The following is a 16,059-nucleotide window of genomic DNA, read 5'->3' as shown; positions in this document are numbered from 1 at the left end:
TCCGGTGAGGAATTGAAGATGGCCACGGACGACAAGATCCTCAAGTACCTCAAGCGTGTCACGGCCGAGCTGCACGACCTGCGCAAGCAGGTCCAGCGGAACGCGGACGAGCCGGTCGCGATCGTCGGCATGGCCTGCCGGCTGCCCGGTGGCGTCACCGGCCCCGACGGGCTGTGGAACCTGGTCAGCGAGGGCCGGGACGGCGTGTCGGCGTTCCCGGACGACCGTGGCTGGGACCTGGACGCGCTGTTCGACGACGACCCCGACCAGGCCGGTACCTCCTATGTCGCGCAGGGCGGATTCCTGCGTGACGCGGGGAAGTTCGACGCCGAGTTCTTCGGGATCTCGCCGCGTGAGGCGCTCGCCATGGACCCGCAGCAGCGGCTGCTGCTTGAGACCTCGTGGGAGGCGCTGGAGCGGGCCGGTATCGACCCGGCCTCGCTCAAGGGCGCGGACGTCGGGGTGTTCAACGGCATCATGGGCGTCGACTACTTCTTCGGCGGCAATGTGCCGCCCGAGCTGGAGGGCTTCGCCGGCACGGGTGCGGCGGGCAGCGTGGCGTCCGGCCGGATCTCGTACGTGTTCGGCTTCGAGGGCCCGGCGGTGACGGTCGACACGGCGTGCTCCTCGTCGCTGGTGGCGATGCACCTGGCGGCGCAGGCGCTGCGCCGTGGCGAGTGCTCGATGGCACTCGCCGGCGGTGCCACCGTGATGGCGACACCGCACACCTTCGTGGAGTTCTCGCGCCAGCGGGGCCTGGCCTCCGACGGCCGGTGCAAGTCGTACGCGGACGCGGCGGACGGCACCGGCTGGGCCGAGGGCGCGGGCGTCGTGGTGCTGGAGCGGCTGTCCGAGGCGCGGCGCAAGGGGCACCGGGTGCTCGCGGTCCTGCGCGGCAGCGCGGTGAACCAGGACGGCGCGTCCAACGGTCTGACGGCGCCCAACGGGCTCGCCCAGCAGCGCGTCATCCGCAAGGCCCTCGCCGCGGCGGGGCTCACCCCGGCCGACGTGGACGTGGTGGAGGGCCACGGCACGGGCACCGTGCTGGGTGACCCGATCGAGGCGCAGGCGCTGCTGGCCACCTACGGCCAGGAGCGCGAGCAGGAACGCCCTTTGTGGCTGGGGTCGTTGAAGTCGAACATCGGCCACGCGCAGGCAGCGGCGGGTGTCTCGGGTGTGATCAAGATGGTGCAGGCGCTGCGGCACGGCGTGATGCCCGCGACGCTGCACGTGGACGCGCCGTCGTCCCAGGTGGACTGGACGGCGGGCGCGGTCCAGTTGCTCGACCGGAGCCGGCCCTGGCCGCAGCTGGACCGCCCGCGCCGGGCCGGCGTGTCCTCGTTCGGCGTCAGCGGGACGAACGCGCACCTGATCCTGGAGCAGGCGCCGGAGGAGGAGTTGGAGCCGGCAGCGGGGGAGGCCGCGCCGGGTGCGGGTGCGGTGCCGCTGGTGGTGTCGGCGAAGAGCGCGGCCTCGCTGGCCGGCCAGGCCGAGCGGCTGGCCGCCTTCGTCCAGGGCACCGAGAGCCTGCCGCTTGCGGATGCCGCCGCCGCGCTGGTTGCTCAGCGTGCGGTGCTCGGTGAGCGTGCGGTGGTGGTGGCGGGGTCGCGTGAGGAGGCGTTGGCGGGGCTGGGTGCGTTGGCGCGGGGTGAGTCCGACGGCACGGTGGTCTCCGGAGTCGCGTCGGGCTCGGCGCGGACGGTGTTCGTGTTCCCGGGGCAGGGTTCGCAGCGGGTGGGTATGGGTCGGGAGTTGGCCGAGCGGTATCCGGTGTTCGCGGAGGCGTTCGAGGGCGCTTGCGCGGCGCTGGATGCGCAGTTGGCGGGTCGGGTGGAGCACTCGGTGAAGGACGTGGTGTTCGGCACGGCGGGGGAGGGGTTGCTGGATCGGACGGTGTTCACGCAGGCGGGGTTGTTTGCGGTGGAGACGGCGTTGTTCCGCCTGGTGGAGTCGTGGGGTGTGCGTCCGGATGCGGTGATGGGCCACTCGATCGGTGAGCTCACGGCGGCGCATGTGGCGGGTGTGTTGTCGTTGGAGGATGCGGCGGCGGTGGTGGCGGCCCGGGGCCGGTTGATGGAGGCGTTGCCGTCGGGTGGTGCGATGGTGGCGGTGGCCGCGTCGGAGGCCGAGGTCGCGGGGCTGCTGGGTGCTGGGGTGGATCTGGCGGCGGTGAACGGGCCGTCGTCGGTGGTGCTCTCCGGTGACGAGGCGGCCGTCCTGAAGGCGGCCGAGACGCTGAAGGAACAGGGCCGCAAGGTCAAGCGGTTGACGGTCTCGCACGCGTTCCATTCGGCGTTGATGGAGCCGATGCTCGCGGAGTTCGCCGAGGTACTGGCCGGGGTGACTTGGCGGGAGCCGGAGGTGCCGGTCGTCTCGAACGTGACCGGTGTGGTCGCGGAGCCGGGCCAACTGGCCGATCCGGCATACTGGTTGGAGCATGTGCGGCGTCCGGTGCGGTTCGCCGACGGGATCGGTGCGGCAGCGGCAGTGCTGGGTGGCACGCTCTTCGTGGAGTTGGGTCCGGGCGCTGCGCTGTCCGCGGTGGTGGCGGAGTCGGCGGGTGAGGACGCGGTCTGCGTTGCGGCGTTGCGCGACGGCCGTCCGGAGGCCCAGACCGTGCTGGCCTCGGTCGCCGAACTGTTCGTCCGGGGCGTCGAGGTGGACTGGGTGAAGACCCTGCCCGCCGGCGCCGGCGGCGCTCATCTGGAGCTGCCGACCTACGCCTTCGACCACCAGCACTACTGGCTCCAGATGATGGCGTCGGTGACGGACGCGGCTGCACTGGGTCTCACCGGCGCCGGACACCCCCTGCTGGGTGCGGTGCTGCCGTTGCCGCAGTCGGACGGGCTGGTCTTCACCTCCCGCCTGTCGCTGCGCACGCACGCCTGGTTGGCCGACCACGCCGTCGGCGGCGTCGTCCTGGTGCCCGGCACCGGACTGGTGGAGCTGGCCGTGCGGGCGGGCGATGAGGTCGGTTGCGGCAGGCTGGACGAACTGGTCATCGAGGCACCGTTGGTGGTGCCCGAGCACGGCGGCGTCCGCGTGCAGGTCGCCGTCGGTGGCCCGGACGAGAGCGGCGCCCGTACGGTGGAGGTGTACTCGGCCCGGGAGGACGCCGTCGAGGACGGGTGGGCCCGGCACGCTACCGGCACCCTGACGGCGACGGCGGATGCCGCCGAGCCGGAGTTCGACTTCACGGCCTGGCCGCCGCCCGGCGCGCAGCCGGTGGACCTCACCGACGGCTACGACCTGCTCGCCGGCGCGGGTTACGCGTACGGCCCGGCGTTCCAGGGCCTGCGGGCGCTCTGGCGGCGCGGCGAGGAGCTCTTCGCCGAGGTCGCCCTTCCCGAGGACCACCGCGACGAGGCCGACCGCTTCGGCATCCACCCCGCGCTGCTCGACGCCGCCCTGCACCCGGGACTCCGGGACACCGTGGCGGCCGACGGCGACCGGCTGTGGCAGCCGCTGCGGTGGAGCGGGCTCGTGCTGCACGCCACGGGCGCGGCCGCGCTGCGGGTGAGGCTCACCCGGCTCGCCGCCGGCACGCTCTCCTTCGAGGCTGCGGACGAGACCGGCGCCGCCGTCCTGGCGGCGGACTCGGTGACACTCCGTCCGGTCGCCGCCGAGCAGTTGGCCGGGGCGGTCGGCGCGGCGGGCGGCGACGCGCTGTTCCGCGTGGAGTGGACCGAACTACCGTCGGTCTCGACCTCGGCGGCGGCCCCGCGCTGGGCCCGGCTCTCGGACGCGGCCGAGGTGGCCGGGCTGGCCGGGTCGGACGACGGCTCGCAGGTGCCGTCCGTCGTCGTCCTCGACGCCTTCGGGGACGCTGCGGACGAGGGTGCGGTGCCGGCGGTGACCAGCCGGGTGCTGGAGGTCGTGCAGGCCTGGCTGGCCGCGCCGAACCTCGAAGCGTCCCGCCTGGTGGTGCACACCCGGGGCGCGGTGGCCGCCGGTGGTGAGGCTGCGGTGACGGATCCGGCGGGTGCGGCGGTGTGGGGTCTGGTCCGGGTCGCCCAGGCGGAGAACCCGGACCGGTTCGTGCTGCTGGACACCGATGCCGCTTCCGATGGGAACGTCGAGTCGTTGCTCGCCGGGGTGTTGGCGACGGGTGAGCCGCAGGTCGCGGTGCGTGGGGCGGTGCTCCATGCGCCCCGGTTGGTTCGGGCGGCGGGTGGTGCGGGGGCCGGTGCGGGGGTGGCGTTCGGGCCGGAGGGCACCGTCCTGGTGACCGGTGGGACGGGTTCGCTGGGCGCGCTGCTGGCCCGGCACCTGGTGACGCGGCATGGTGTTCGGCGGTTGGTGCTGGTCAGCCGTCGCGGTCTTGTCGCCGAGGGCGCACCGGAGTTGGTGGCCGAGTTGGCCGGGCTCGGTGCCGTGGTGACGGTTGCCGCGTGTGATGTGACGGATCGGGCGGCGGTGGCGGCGCTGCTGGCCGCCGTTCCGGCCGAGCATCCGTTGACGGGTGTGGTGCATACGGCGGGTGTGCTGGACGACGGTGTGATCGGGGCGTTGACGCCGGAGCGGTTGGCGTATGTGTTCGGTCCGAAGGTGTCTGCGGTGCGTCATCTGGACGAGCTGACGCGTGAACTGGCGCCGGAGCTACGGTCGTTCGTGCTGTTCTCGTCGGCTGCCGGGGTGTTTGGTTCGGCGGGGCAGGGCAACTACGCGGCGGCCAACGCGTATCTGGACGCGGTGGCGCAGCAGCGCCGCGCGGCCGGACTGCCAGGCGCGTCGATCGCCTGGGGCCTCTGGGAGCAGGCCGGCGGCATGGCCGCGCACCTCACCGAGGCCGACCAGGCCCGGGTGAACCGTGGCGGGTTCCTGGCGATCGCGCCGGCGGAGGGCCTGGACCTCTTCGACGCGGCCCTGCGCACCGGCCAGGCCGTGACCGTCCCGATCAAGCTGGACCTCCGGGCCATCCGGGCCGAGGCCGCGACCGGGCGGGGCGTCCTGCCCCTGCTGCGGAGCCTCGTGCCCGTCGGCCGTCGGGCGGTGCGCACCGCCTCCGGGCTGGCCGACCGGCTCGCCGGGCTCTCGGCGGCGGATCAGGAGACGCTGCTGCTGGAGCTGGTCCGCACCCATGTCGCGACCGTGCTCGGGCACGCCGGTGCGGCGAACGTCAAGGCGGAGAAGGCGTTCAAGGACGCCGGCTTCGACTCGCTCACCTCCGTCCAACTGCGCAACCGGCTCGGCGAGTCGACCGGGCTCAGCCTGCCCGCGACCGTCGTCTACGACTACCCCACGCCGGTGGCGCTCGCCCGCTTCCTGCGCGAGGAGCTCGGCGACACCGCGGCCGCTGCCGCCACCGCCTCCACGGTGCTCGCGGCCGACCGGGACGAGCCGATCGCCATCGTCGGCATGGCCTGCCGGCTGCCCGGCGGCGTGGTGACCCCCGAGGACCTGTGGCGGTTGGTGTCCGAGGGCCGCGACGCGGTGTCCGGCTTCCCGGCCGACCGGGGCTGGGACGTCGGTGGCCTGTTCGACGAGGACCAGGAGAACATCGGCACCTCCTACGTCGACCAGGGCGGGTTCCTGCACGACGCCGGGCTCTTCGACGCCGGGTTCTTCGGGATCTCGCCGCGCGAGGCGCTGGCGATGGACCCGCAGCAGCGGCTGCTCCTTGAGATGTCCTGGGAGGCGTTGGAGCGGGCCGGGGTCGACCCGGCCTCGCTGAAGGGGCGCGACGTCGGGGTGTTCTCCGGCGTCATGACCCAGGGGTACGGGATCGGCGGCGTCATCCCGCCGGAGCTGAGCGGCTTCACCGCCACCGGCTCCGCCATGAGCGTGGCGTCGGGCCGGGTGTCGTACGTGTTCGGCTTCGAGGGCCCGGCGGTGACGGTCGACACGGCGTGCTCGTCCTCGCTGGTGGCGATGCACCTGGCGGCGCAGGCGCTGCGCTCGGGCGAATGCTCGCTGGCACTGGCCGGCGGCGCGACGATCATGGCGACGCCGCACACTTTCGTGGAGTTCTCCCGGCAGAAGGCCCTGGCTCCCGACGGCCGGTGCAAGGCGTTCTCCTCGACGGCGGACGGCACGGGCTGGGGCGAGGGCGCGGGCGTCGTGGTGCTGGAGCGGCTGTCGGAGGCGCGGCGCAACGGGCACCGGATCCTGGCGGTCCTGCGCGGCAGCGCGGTGAACCAGGACGGCGCGTCCAACGGCCTGACGGCGCCCAACGGGCCGTCCCAGCAGCGCGTCATCCGCAAGGCCCTCGCCAACGCGGGCCTCACCACCACCGATGTCGACGTGGTGGAGGCGCACGGCACCGGCACCTCGCTGGGTGACCCGATCGAGGCGCAGGCGCTGCTGGCCACCTACGGCCGCGGCCGCCCGGCCGACCAGCCGCTCTGGCTCGGGTCGGTCAAGTCCAACGTCGGCCACACGCAGGCAGCAGCGGGCGTGGCCGGTGTGATCAAGATGGTGGAGGCGCTGCGGCACGGTGTGCTGCCGCCCACGCTGCACGTCGAGGAGCCGACACCGCAGGTGGACTGGTCGGTCGGCGCCGTGGAGCTGCTGACCGAGGCGCGGGAGTGGCCGGAGACCGGCCGTCCGCGCCGGGTGGGCGTCTCCTCGTTCGGGCTGAGCGGGACGAACGCGCACCTGATCCTGGAGCAGGCGCCCGAGGAGGAGCCTGCACCGGTGGCCGAGCCCGACGGTGTGCTGCCGCTGGTGGTGTCGGCGGCCTCGACCGGTTCACTGGCGGGTCAGGCCGAGCGGCTGGCCTCCTTCCTCGACGGTCCGGAGCCGCTGTCGCTGCCCGGCGTGGCCGACGTGCTCGCGACGCGGCGGGCGGCGCTGTCCGAGCGCGCGGTGGTGGTGGCGGGGTCGACGGACGAGGCATGGGCGGGGTTGGGCGCGCTGGCGCGGGGTGAGTCGTCTCCGGGGGTGGTGTCGGGCAGTGTGTCCGGCGCGGGCCGGACGGTGTTGGTGTTCCCGGGGCAGGGTTCGCAGTGGGTCGGTATGGGTCGTGAACTGCTGGACTCCTCGGCGGTGTTCGCGGAGCGGGTGGCGGCGTGCGCGGTGGCGCTGGGTCCGTGGGTGGAGTGGTCGTTGGTGGACGTGCTGCGCGGTGATGCTCCGGCTGAGTTGTTGGAGCGGGTGGATGTGCTGCAGCCGGCGAGTTTCGCGGTGATGGTGGGTCTGGCGGCGGTCTGGGCGTCGGTGGGCGTGGTCCCGGATGCGGTGGTCGGTCACTCGCAGGGCGAGATCGCGGCGGCCTGCGTGTCGGGTGCGCTCTCGTTGGAGGATGCGGCGCGGATCGTGGCGGTGCGCAGTCGGGTGATCGCGGGGAGCCTGGCGGGTCGGGGTGGGATGGCGTCGGTGGCGCTGTCGGAGGCGGATGCCGTTGAGCGCCTGGGGCGTTGGGCGGACCGGGTTGAGGTGGCGGCGGTCAACGGTCCGGCGTCCGTGGTGGTCGCCGGTGACGCCGAGGCGCTCGACGAGGCTCTGGAAGTTCTGGCGGCGGACGGTGTGCGGGTGCGCCGGGTGGCGGTGGACTACGCGTCGCACACGCGGCATGTGGAGGCGATCGAGGAGACGTTGGCGGAGGCGTTCGCGGACATCGAAAGCCAGGCGCCGTTGGTGCCGTTCTTCTCGACGGTGACGAGTGAGTGGGTGTCCGAGCCCGGGGTGCTGGACGGCGGGTACTGGTATCGCAACCTGCGTGGTCAGGTGCGGTTCGGGCCGGCGGTGGCGTCGCTGCTGAGCGAGGGTCACACGGTCTTCGTCGAGTCCAGCGCCCACCCGGTCCTCGTCCAGCCGATCAACGAGATCGCCGACGCCGACGACGCGACGGCCCTGGTGACCGGGACGCTGCGCCGGGAGGAGGGCGGCCTGCGCCGGTTGTTCCTGTCGATGGCCGAACTCTTCGTCCGGGGTGTGGCGGTGGACTGGACCGGTGTCCTGCCCACGGACAGCGGCAGCGTCCCGGTGGACCTGCCGACCTATGCCTTCGACCACCAGCACTACTGGTTGCAGACCAGCCCCGCGACGGATGCGGCCTCGCTCGGCCAGGCCACCGTCGACCACCCGCTGATCGGCGCGGTGGTGTCGGTACCCGAGACGGGCGGGGTGCTCTGCACCTCCCGGCTCTCCGTACAGACGCACCCCTGGCTGGCGGATCACGCCGTCGGTGGCGCGATCCTGGTGCCTGGTACGGGTCTGGTGGAGTTGGCGGTGCGGGCGGGTGACGAGGTCGGTTGCGGGACGCTCGACGAGTTGGTGATCGAGGCGCCGTTGGTGTTGCCCGAGCAGGGCGGCGTCCGGGTGCAGGTCACCGTCGGCGGCCCCGACGAGAGCGGCGCGCGCAGCGTCGGCATCTACTCGACGCGTGAGGACGCCGCCGACGACGCCTGGACCCGCCACGCCACCGGCACGCTGACGGCTACGGCGGACGCCGACGGCCCGCAGTTCGACTTCACCAGCTGGCCGCCCACCGGCGCGCAGCAGGTGGGCGTCACCGGCGGCTACGACCTGCTCGCCCAGGCGGGCTACGGCTACGGGCCGGTGTTCCAGGGCGTGCGGGCGGTGTGGCGGCGCGGCGAGGAACTGTTCGCCGAGATCGCCCTGCCCGAGGACCAGCGGGACGGCGCCGCCCGGTTCGGCATCCACCCCGCCCTGCTCGACGCCGCCCTGCACCCCGTCATGCTGGACGTGGCGCTCGGAGACCCGACGGGCGAGAACCGCTCGGGCGACGCGTCCGAGGTGCACCTCCCGTTCGGCTGGAACGGGCTGCGCCTGCACGCGGCCGGCGCCTCGGCGCTGCGGGTGCGCCTGGTGCAGTCCGACCCGCAGACCCTCTCCCTGGACGCGGCCGACGAGACCGGCGGGCCCGTCCTGACGCTCCGGTCGCTGGTCTCGCGCGCCGTCTCCGCCGAGCAGTTGGGCGCGGCGGGCGCCGACGACGGGCGGGACGCACTGTTCCGGGTGGAGTGGACCCAGCTCCCCGGCACGGTGGCGCCGGGCATGGAACTGCCGCCGGCGTGGGTGCCGGTGGCCTCCCCGGCCCACGTGGCCATGCTGACCAACGGCTCGGGCGTGCCTCCCGTCGTCGTCCTGGACGCGGTCGCGGACGACGCGGACGACGACGCGGCGCTCGCTCTGACCAGCCGGGTGCTGGACGTCGTCCAGGCCTGGCTGGACACCCGGGCCTGGACGCGGCCCAGCTGGTCGTGGTGACCCGGGGTGCGGTGGCCGCCGGTGGTGAGGCTGCGGTGACGGATCCGGCGGGTGCGGCGGTGTGGGGTCTGGTCCGGGTCGCCCAGGCGGAGAACCCGGACCGGATCGTGCTGCTGGACACCGATCCCGCTGGCGGTGTGGATGTCGAGCCTTTGCTCGCCGGGGTGTTGGCGACGGGTGAGCCGCAGGTGGCCGTGCGGGGGGAGGCGCTCTTCGCGCCGCGCCTCGTCCGGGCCACCGGCGGCGACACACCTGCCGGCGACTCGGCCTTCCACCCGGAGGGCACCGTCCTGATCACCGGCGGTACGGGTTCGCTGGGCGCGCTGCTGGCCCGGCACCTGGTGACGCGGCACGGTGTGCGGCACCTGCTGCTGGCCAGCCGTCGCGGTCTCGACGCCGAGGGCGCACCGGAGTTGGTGGCCGAACTGGCCGAGCTCGGTGCTTCCGTCTCGGTCGTCGCGAGCGACGTCGCCGACCGCGCGGCGGTGGCCGCGCTGCTGGCCGCTGTCTCGGCCGAGCATCCGTTGACGGGTGTGGTGCATACGGCGGGTGTGCTGGACGACGGTGTGATCGGTGCGTTGACGCCGGAGCGGTTGAGTCACGTGTTCGGTCCGAAGGTGAGCGCGGTGCGTCATCTGGACGAGCTGACGCGTGAACTGGCGCCGGAGCTGCGGTCGTTCGTGCTGTTCTCGTCGGCTGCCGGGGTGTTCGGTTCGGCGGGGCAGGGCAACTATGCGGCGGCCAACGCGTATCTGGACGCGGTGGCGCAGCAGCGCCGCGCGGCCGGACTGCCGGGCATGTCGCTGGCCTGGGGCCTCTGGGAGCAGGCCACCGCCATGACCGCCCACCTGGACACGGCCGAGGAGGCCCGGGCGAGCCGGAGCCGGAACCGGTCGCTGGCGCCGGCGGAGGGCCTGGACCTCTTCGACGCGGCCCTGCGCGCCGGCGACGCGCTGCTCGTCCCGATCAAGCTCGACCTGCGGTCGATGCGCGCCGACGCGGCGACCGGCCGTGACGTGCAGCCCCTGCTGCGGGGCCTGGTCCGGGTGAACCGGCAGACCGCGCGCTCCGCTGCGGCCGGTGACGGCGCGAGCGGGTTGGCCGGTCGGCTGGCCGGGCTGGCGGTGGCCGAGCAGGAGGCGCTGTTGCTGGAGCTGGTCCGCACGCACGCGGCGACCGTGCTCGGGCACGCGGGTCCTGAGGGCGTGAAGACGGACACGGCGTTCCGTGACTCCGGCTTCGACTCGCTCACCTCGGTGGAGCTGCGCAACCGGCTGCGCGAGGCGACCGGCCTGAAGCTGCCCGCGACCGTGGTGTTCGACCACCCGACGCCGCTCGCGCTGGCCCGCCTCCTGCACAGCGAGTTCAGCGAGACGACCGGCGCCGGGGACTCGGCGGCGGCTCTGCCGACGACGACGGCGGCCGATCCCGGCGAGCCGATCGCGATCGTGGGGATGGCCTGCCGGCTGCCCGGCGGCGTGAGCAGTCCGGAGGACCTGTGGCGGCTGGTCAGCGAGGGCCGGGACGCGATGTCCGGCTTCCCCTCCGACCGCGGCTGGGACCTGGACGGGCTGTTCGACGCCGACCCGGACAAGGCCGGTACGTCCTACGTGGACCAGGGCGGGTTCCTGCACGACGCCGGCCTCTTCGACGGCGGTTTCTTCGGGATCTCGCCGCGCGAGGCGCTGGCGATGGACCCGCAGCAACGGCTGCTGCTTGAGACCTCCTGGGAGGCGCTGGAGCGGGCCGGTATCGACCCGGCGACGCTCAAGGGCACCGATGTCGGGGTGTTCGCGGGCCTGATGGGCCAGGGCTACGGCTCGGGCAGCGATGTGCCCGCCGAGCTGGAGGGCTTCGTCACGACCGGTGCCGGCAGCAGCGTGGCGTCGGGCCGGGTGTCGTACGTCTTCGGCTTCGAGGGCCCGGCGGTCACGGTCGACACGGCCTGCTCGTCGTCCCTGGTGGCGATGCACCTGGCGGGGCAGGCGCTGCGCTCGGGCGAATGCTCGCTGGCGCTGGCCAGCGGCGCGGCCGTCATGAACAGCCCCGGCGCGTTCGTGCAGTTCTCGCGCCAGCGGGGCCTGGCCTCCGACGGGCGGTGCAAGTCGTACGCGGAGGCGGCGGACGGCACGGGCTGGGCCGAGGGTGCGGGCGTGGTCGTGCTGGAGCGGCTGTCCGAGGCGCGGCGCAACGGGCACCGGGTGCTCGCGGTGGTGCGCGGCTCGGCGGTGAACCAGGACGGCGCGTCCAACGGTCTGACCGCGCCGAACGGTCCGTCGCAGCAGCGGGTGATCCGCAAGGCCCTCGCCACGGCCGGGCTCGCGCCGTCCGACGTCGACGCGGTCGAGGGGCACGGCACCGGGACGGTGCTGGGCGACCCGATCGAGGCGCAGGCGCTGCTGGCCACCTACGGCCGGGGCCGCGACCCGGAACGCCCGTTGTGGCTGGGCTCGTTGAAGTCGAACATCGGTCACACGCAGGCAGCCTCGGGCGTGGCCGGTGTGATCAAGATGGTGCAGGCGCTGCGGCACGGTGTGCTGCCGCCCACGCTGCACGTGGACGCGCCGTCCTCGCAGGTGGACTGGACGGCCGGCGCGGTGGAGCTGCTGACCGAGGCGCGGGAGTGGCCGGAGACCGGTCGGCCGCGCCGGGTGGGCGTCTCCTCGTTCGGGCTGAGCGGGACGAACGCGCACCTGATCCTGGAGCAGGCGCCGGTCGAGGCCGAGGCGGCGCCGCCGGCGGTCGAGCCGTCGGGTGCGGTGCCGTTGGTGGTGTCGGCGAAGAGTGCGGGGTCGCTGGCCGGGCAGGCTGGGCGGCTGGGCGCTTTCCTGGATGCTGCGGAGTCGGTGTCGTTGGCTGGTACGGCGGGTGCGTTGGTTGCTCAGCGTGCGGTGCTCGGTGAGCGTGCGGTGGTGGTGGCGGGTTCGACGGGGGAGGCGTTGGCGGGGCTGGGTGCGTTGGCGCGGGGTGAGTCCGACGGCACGGTGGTCTCCGGTGTGGTGTCCGATGGGGCGCGGACGGTGTTCGTGTTCCCGGGGCAGGGTTCGCAGCGGGTCGGTATGGGTCGGGAGTTGGCTGAGCGGTATCCGGTGTTCGCGGAGGCGTTCGAGGGGGCTTGTGCGGCGCTCGATGCGCAGTTGGCGGGTCGGGTGGAGCACTCGGTGAAGGATGTGGTGTTCGGCACGGCGGGGGAGGGGTTGCTGGACCGGACGGTGTTCACCCAGGCGGGGTTGTTCGCGGTGGAGACGGCGTTGTTCCGCCTGGTGGAGTCGTGGGGTGTGCGTCCGGATGCGGTGATGGGCCATTCGATCGGTGAGCTCACGGCGGCGCATGTGGCGGGTGTCCTGTCGTTGGAGGATGCGGCGGCGGTGGTGGCGGCCCGGGGCCGGTTGATGGAGGGGTTGCCGTCGGGTGGTGCGATGGTGGCGGTGGCCGCGACGGAGGCCGAGGTCGCGGAGCTGCTCGGCGGTGGGGTGGATCTGGCGGCGGTGAACGGGCCGTCGTCGGTGGTCCTCTCCGGCGACGAGGCGGCCGTCCTGAAGGCGGCCGAGACGCTGAAGGAGCAGGGCCGCAAGGTCAAGCGGTTGACGGTGTCGCACGCGTTCCATTCGGCGTTGATGGAGCCGATGCTCGCGGAGTTCGCCGCCGTGCTGGCCGGGGTGACCTGGCGGGAGCCGAAGCTGCCGGTCGTCTCGAACGTGACAGGTGTGGTCGCGGAGCCGGGCCAACTGGCCGATCCGGCGTACTGGTTGGAGCACGTGCGGCGTCCGGTGCGGTTCGCGGACGGGATCGGTGCGGCGGCTGCGCTGGGTGGCACGTTGTTCGTGGAGTTGGGCCCGGGCGCGGCACTGAGCGCGGTGGTGGCGGAGTCGGCGGGTGAGGCTGCGGTCTGTGTCGCGGCGTTGCGTGACGGCCGTCCGGAGGCCCAGACGGTGTTGGCTTCGGTGGCCGAACTCTTCGTGCGGGGTGTGGAGGTGGACTGGGTGAAGACCCTGCCCGCCGGCGCCGCCGGTGCTCATCTGGATCTGCCGACCTACGCCTTCGACCACCAGCACTACTGGCTCCAGAGCAGCCCGTCCACCGACGCGGCCTCGCTTGGGCAGGGCAAGGCCGATCACCCGCTGTTGGGTGCGGTGGTCCAGTTGCCGCAGTCCGACGGGCTGGTCTTCACCTCCCGCCTGTCGCTGCGCACGCACCCGTGGCTGGCGGATCACGCTGTCGGTGGCGTCGTCCTGGTGTCGGGTACCGGTCTGGTGGAGCTGGCGGTGCGGGCGGGCGATGAGGTCGGTTGCGGCACGCTGGACGAACTGGTCATCGAGGCGCCGTTGGTGGTGCCCGAGCACGGTGGTGTCCGCGTGCAGGTGGCAGTCGGTGGCCCGGACGAGAGCGGTGCTCGCACCGTCGCCATCTACTCGGCCCGGGAGGACGCCGCCGAGGACGGCTGGACGCGGCACGCCACCGGCACGCTGATGGCGACGGCGGTCGCCGGTGGCACGGAGTTCGACTTCACGGCCTGGCCGCCGCCCGGCGCGCAGCCGGTCGAGGTCGACGTCGATGCCTTCTACGCGGATCTGATCCGGTTGGGCTACACGTACGGCCCGGCGTTCCAGGGCCTGCGGGCGGTCTGGCGGCGCGGTGAGGAGGTCTTCGTCGACATCGCGCTGCCTGCCGAACACCAGGGCAGCGCCGCCCGGTTCGGCATCCACCCCGCGCTGCTCGACGCCGCCCTGCACCCGGCACTGCGGGACGCGGGCGCGGCGGACGGCGAGCGGATGTGGCAGCCGTTCGAGTGGCGTGGGCTGGCCCTGCACGCCGTCGGCGCCTCGGCGCTGCGGGTGCGGATCAGCGCGCAGGGAGCGGACACGCTGTCGCTGACGGCGGCCGACGAGTCCGGCGGCCCGGTCCTGACGGCGTCCGCGGTGACGCTTCTGCCGCTGGGGGCCGAGCAGTTGGCGGCCGCTGCGGGCACGGCGGAGGAGGACGCGCTGTTCCGGGTGGAGTGGACGGTGCTGCCCCCGGCGCCGTTGCAGACCGCCGGGACGCCGCCGCGCCGCGCGGCCGTGGTCACCGCGGCGGACCTCGCGGTCCTGACGGCCGGCGCGGAGGTCCCCCCGGTCGTTCTCCTGGAGGCGGTCGCGGACGGCGACGACGAGGGCGCCGTCTTCTCGCTGGCCTCCCGGGTGCTGGCGGTGGTGCAGGCCTGGCTGGCGGACGAATCCCTGGAGGACTCCCGGCTGGTGGTGCAGACCCGGGGCGCGGTGGCTGCTGGCGGCGACGCCGCGGTGACCGACCCGGCCGGCGCCGCCGTCTGGGGTCTGGTCCGGGCCGCTCAGGCGGAGAACCCCGACCGGATCCTCCTGCTCGACCTGGACCCCGCCGCCGCGAGCGACCTGGACACCGTGCTCGGTTCGGTGCTCCCGTCCGGGGAAGCGCAGGTCGCGGTGCGCGGGACGGCGTTGCACGTGCCGCGCCTGGGCCGGGTGCGGACCGGCGCCGCCGAGGCGGGACCCGGCCCGGTGGCGGAGGAGGCCGGGTTCGACCCGAACGGAACGGTCCTGATCACCGGCGGTACCGGGTGGCTCGGTTCCCTGGCCGCCCGTCACCTGGTCGCGCGACACGGCGTCCGCCACCTCGTGCTGGCCGGCCGGCGGGGCCCGGACGCCGACGGCGCGGCGGAACTCGCCGCCGAGCTCACGCGTGCGGGAGCCACCGTGTCGGTGGTGGCGTGTGACGTCACCGACCGGGCCGCGGTCGCCGCGCTGCTGGGCGCCGTCCCGGCCGGGCACCCGCTCACCGGCGTCGTGCACGCCGCCCGGGTCTTCGACGCCGGAGTGATCGGCGAGGTTGACCCGGACCGGCTGGCCCGGGTCTTCGCACCGAAGGTGACCGCGGTGCGGCACCTGGACGAGCTGACCCGCGAACTGGCCCCCGGCCTGGGCGCGTTCGTCCTGATGTCGTCCGCCTCCTCGGTGTTCCTGGGCGCGGGCACCGGCGGCTACGCCGCGGCCAACGCCTACCTGGACGCGGTGGCGCACCGGCGCCGGGCGGCCGGCCTGCCCGGCACCTCGCTGGCCTGGGGCGTGTGGGCGCAGAGCGCCGGCGCGGACGGCTCCGGTGACGGGCCCGGCCAGGACCGGACCGTCCGGCGAGGTGGCGTCCGGCCCCTGACGGCGGCGGACGGCATGGAGCTGTTCGACGCGGCGCTGCGCTCCGGCGAGGCGCTGCTCGTCCCCGCCGACCTGGACCTGCGGGCGCTGCGCGCCGACGCCGCACTCGGCGGCGGAGTCGCGCCGCTGCTGCGCGGTCTGGTTCGCACCGGCCGCCAGCAGGTGCGAGCGGCCGCCGGTGACGGCGGTGGCGGCCTGGTCCGCCGGCTGGCCGGGCTGGCCCCGGCCGAGCAGGAGGCGCTGTTGCTGGACCTGGTCCGGGCCCAGGTGGCGACCATCCTCGGCCACGCCGGGGCGGAGCGGGTCAGGCCGGAAATGGCGTTCAAGGATGCCGGCTTCGACTCGCTGACCTCGGTCGAGCTGCGCAACCGCCTCCGCGAGGCGACGGGGCTGAGCCTGCCGGCCCCGGTGGTCTTCGACTACCCGACGCCGCTGGCCCTGGCGCGCTACCTGTACGACCGGCTCGACCCGGACGCCCAGGTCGCGTCCACCTCGCACCCGTTGCTGGTCGAACTGAGCAGGCTGGAGGCGATGTTGGCCGGGACACCGGCCGGCGACGCCGCCCGCACCCAGGTCGCCACCCGGCTCCAGGGCCTGCTGGCCACCTGGTCGACGGCGAACGGCGCGCAGCCCGCCGAGGAACAGATCGACTACGAGACCGCCTCCGACGACGAGCTGTTCGACCTCATCGACACGGAGTTCGGCGGCTGAGCCGTCC

At 74.1% G+C, this 16,059-nt stretch carries 1 protein-coding gene and 1 pseudogene; both read left to right on the top strand.

Annotation, left to right across the window (positions count from 1 at the left end; all coding sequences use genetic code 11):
- Nucleotides 1-18 precede the first annotated feature (18 nt).
- Nucleotides 19-9,174, top strand: coding sequence for a type I polyketide synthase (locus BS80_RS42395; RefSeq protein WP_063771871.1), 9,156 nt, complete (start codon nucleotides 19-21; stop codon nucleotides 9,172-9,174).
- A pseudogene (locus BS80_RS42390) lies at nucleotides 9,159-16,052 on the top strand (type I polyketide synthase); the annotation flags it as partial. The gene BS80_RS42395 and the pseudogene BS80_RS42390, both read left to right, overlap by 16 nt.
- Between the last annotated feature and the right edge of the window lie 7 nt (nucleotides 16,053-16,059).

It is taken from the genome of Kitasatospora mediocidica KCTC 9733, from assembly GCF_000744225.1.
GTDB lineage: Bacteria > Actinomycetota > Actinomycetes > Streptomycetales > Streptomycetaceae > Kitasatospora > Kitasatospora mediocidica.
Note: the sequence above shows the minus strand (reverse complement) of the source record. Positions and strands in the feature narration are given on the sequence as shown.

Coding starts and splice junctions, on each gene's coding strand:
- BS80_RS42395 (WP_063771871.1), top strand. CDS start 19: ATGGCCACGGACGACAAGATCCTCAAGTACCTCAAGCGTGTCACGGCC.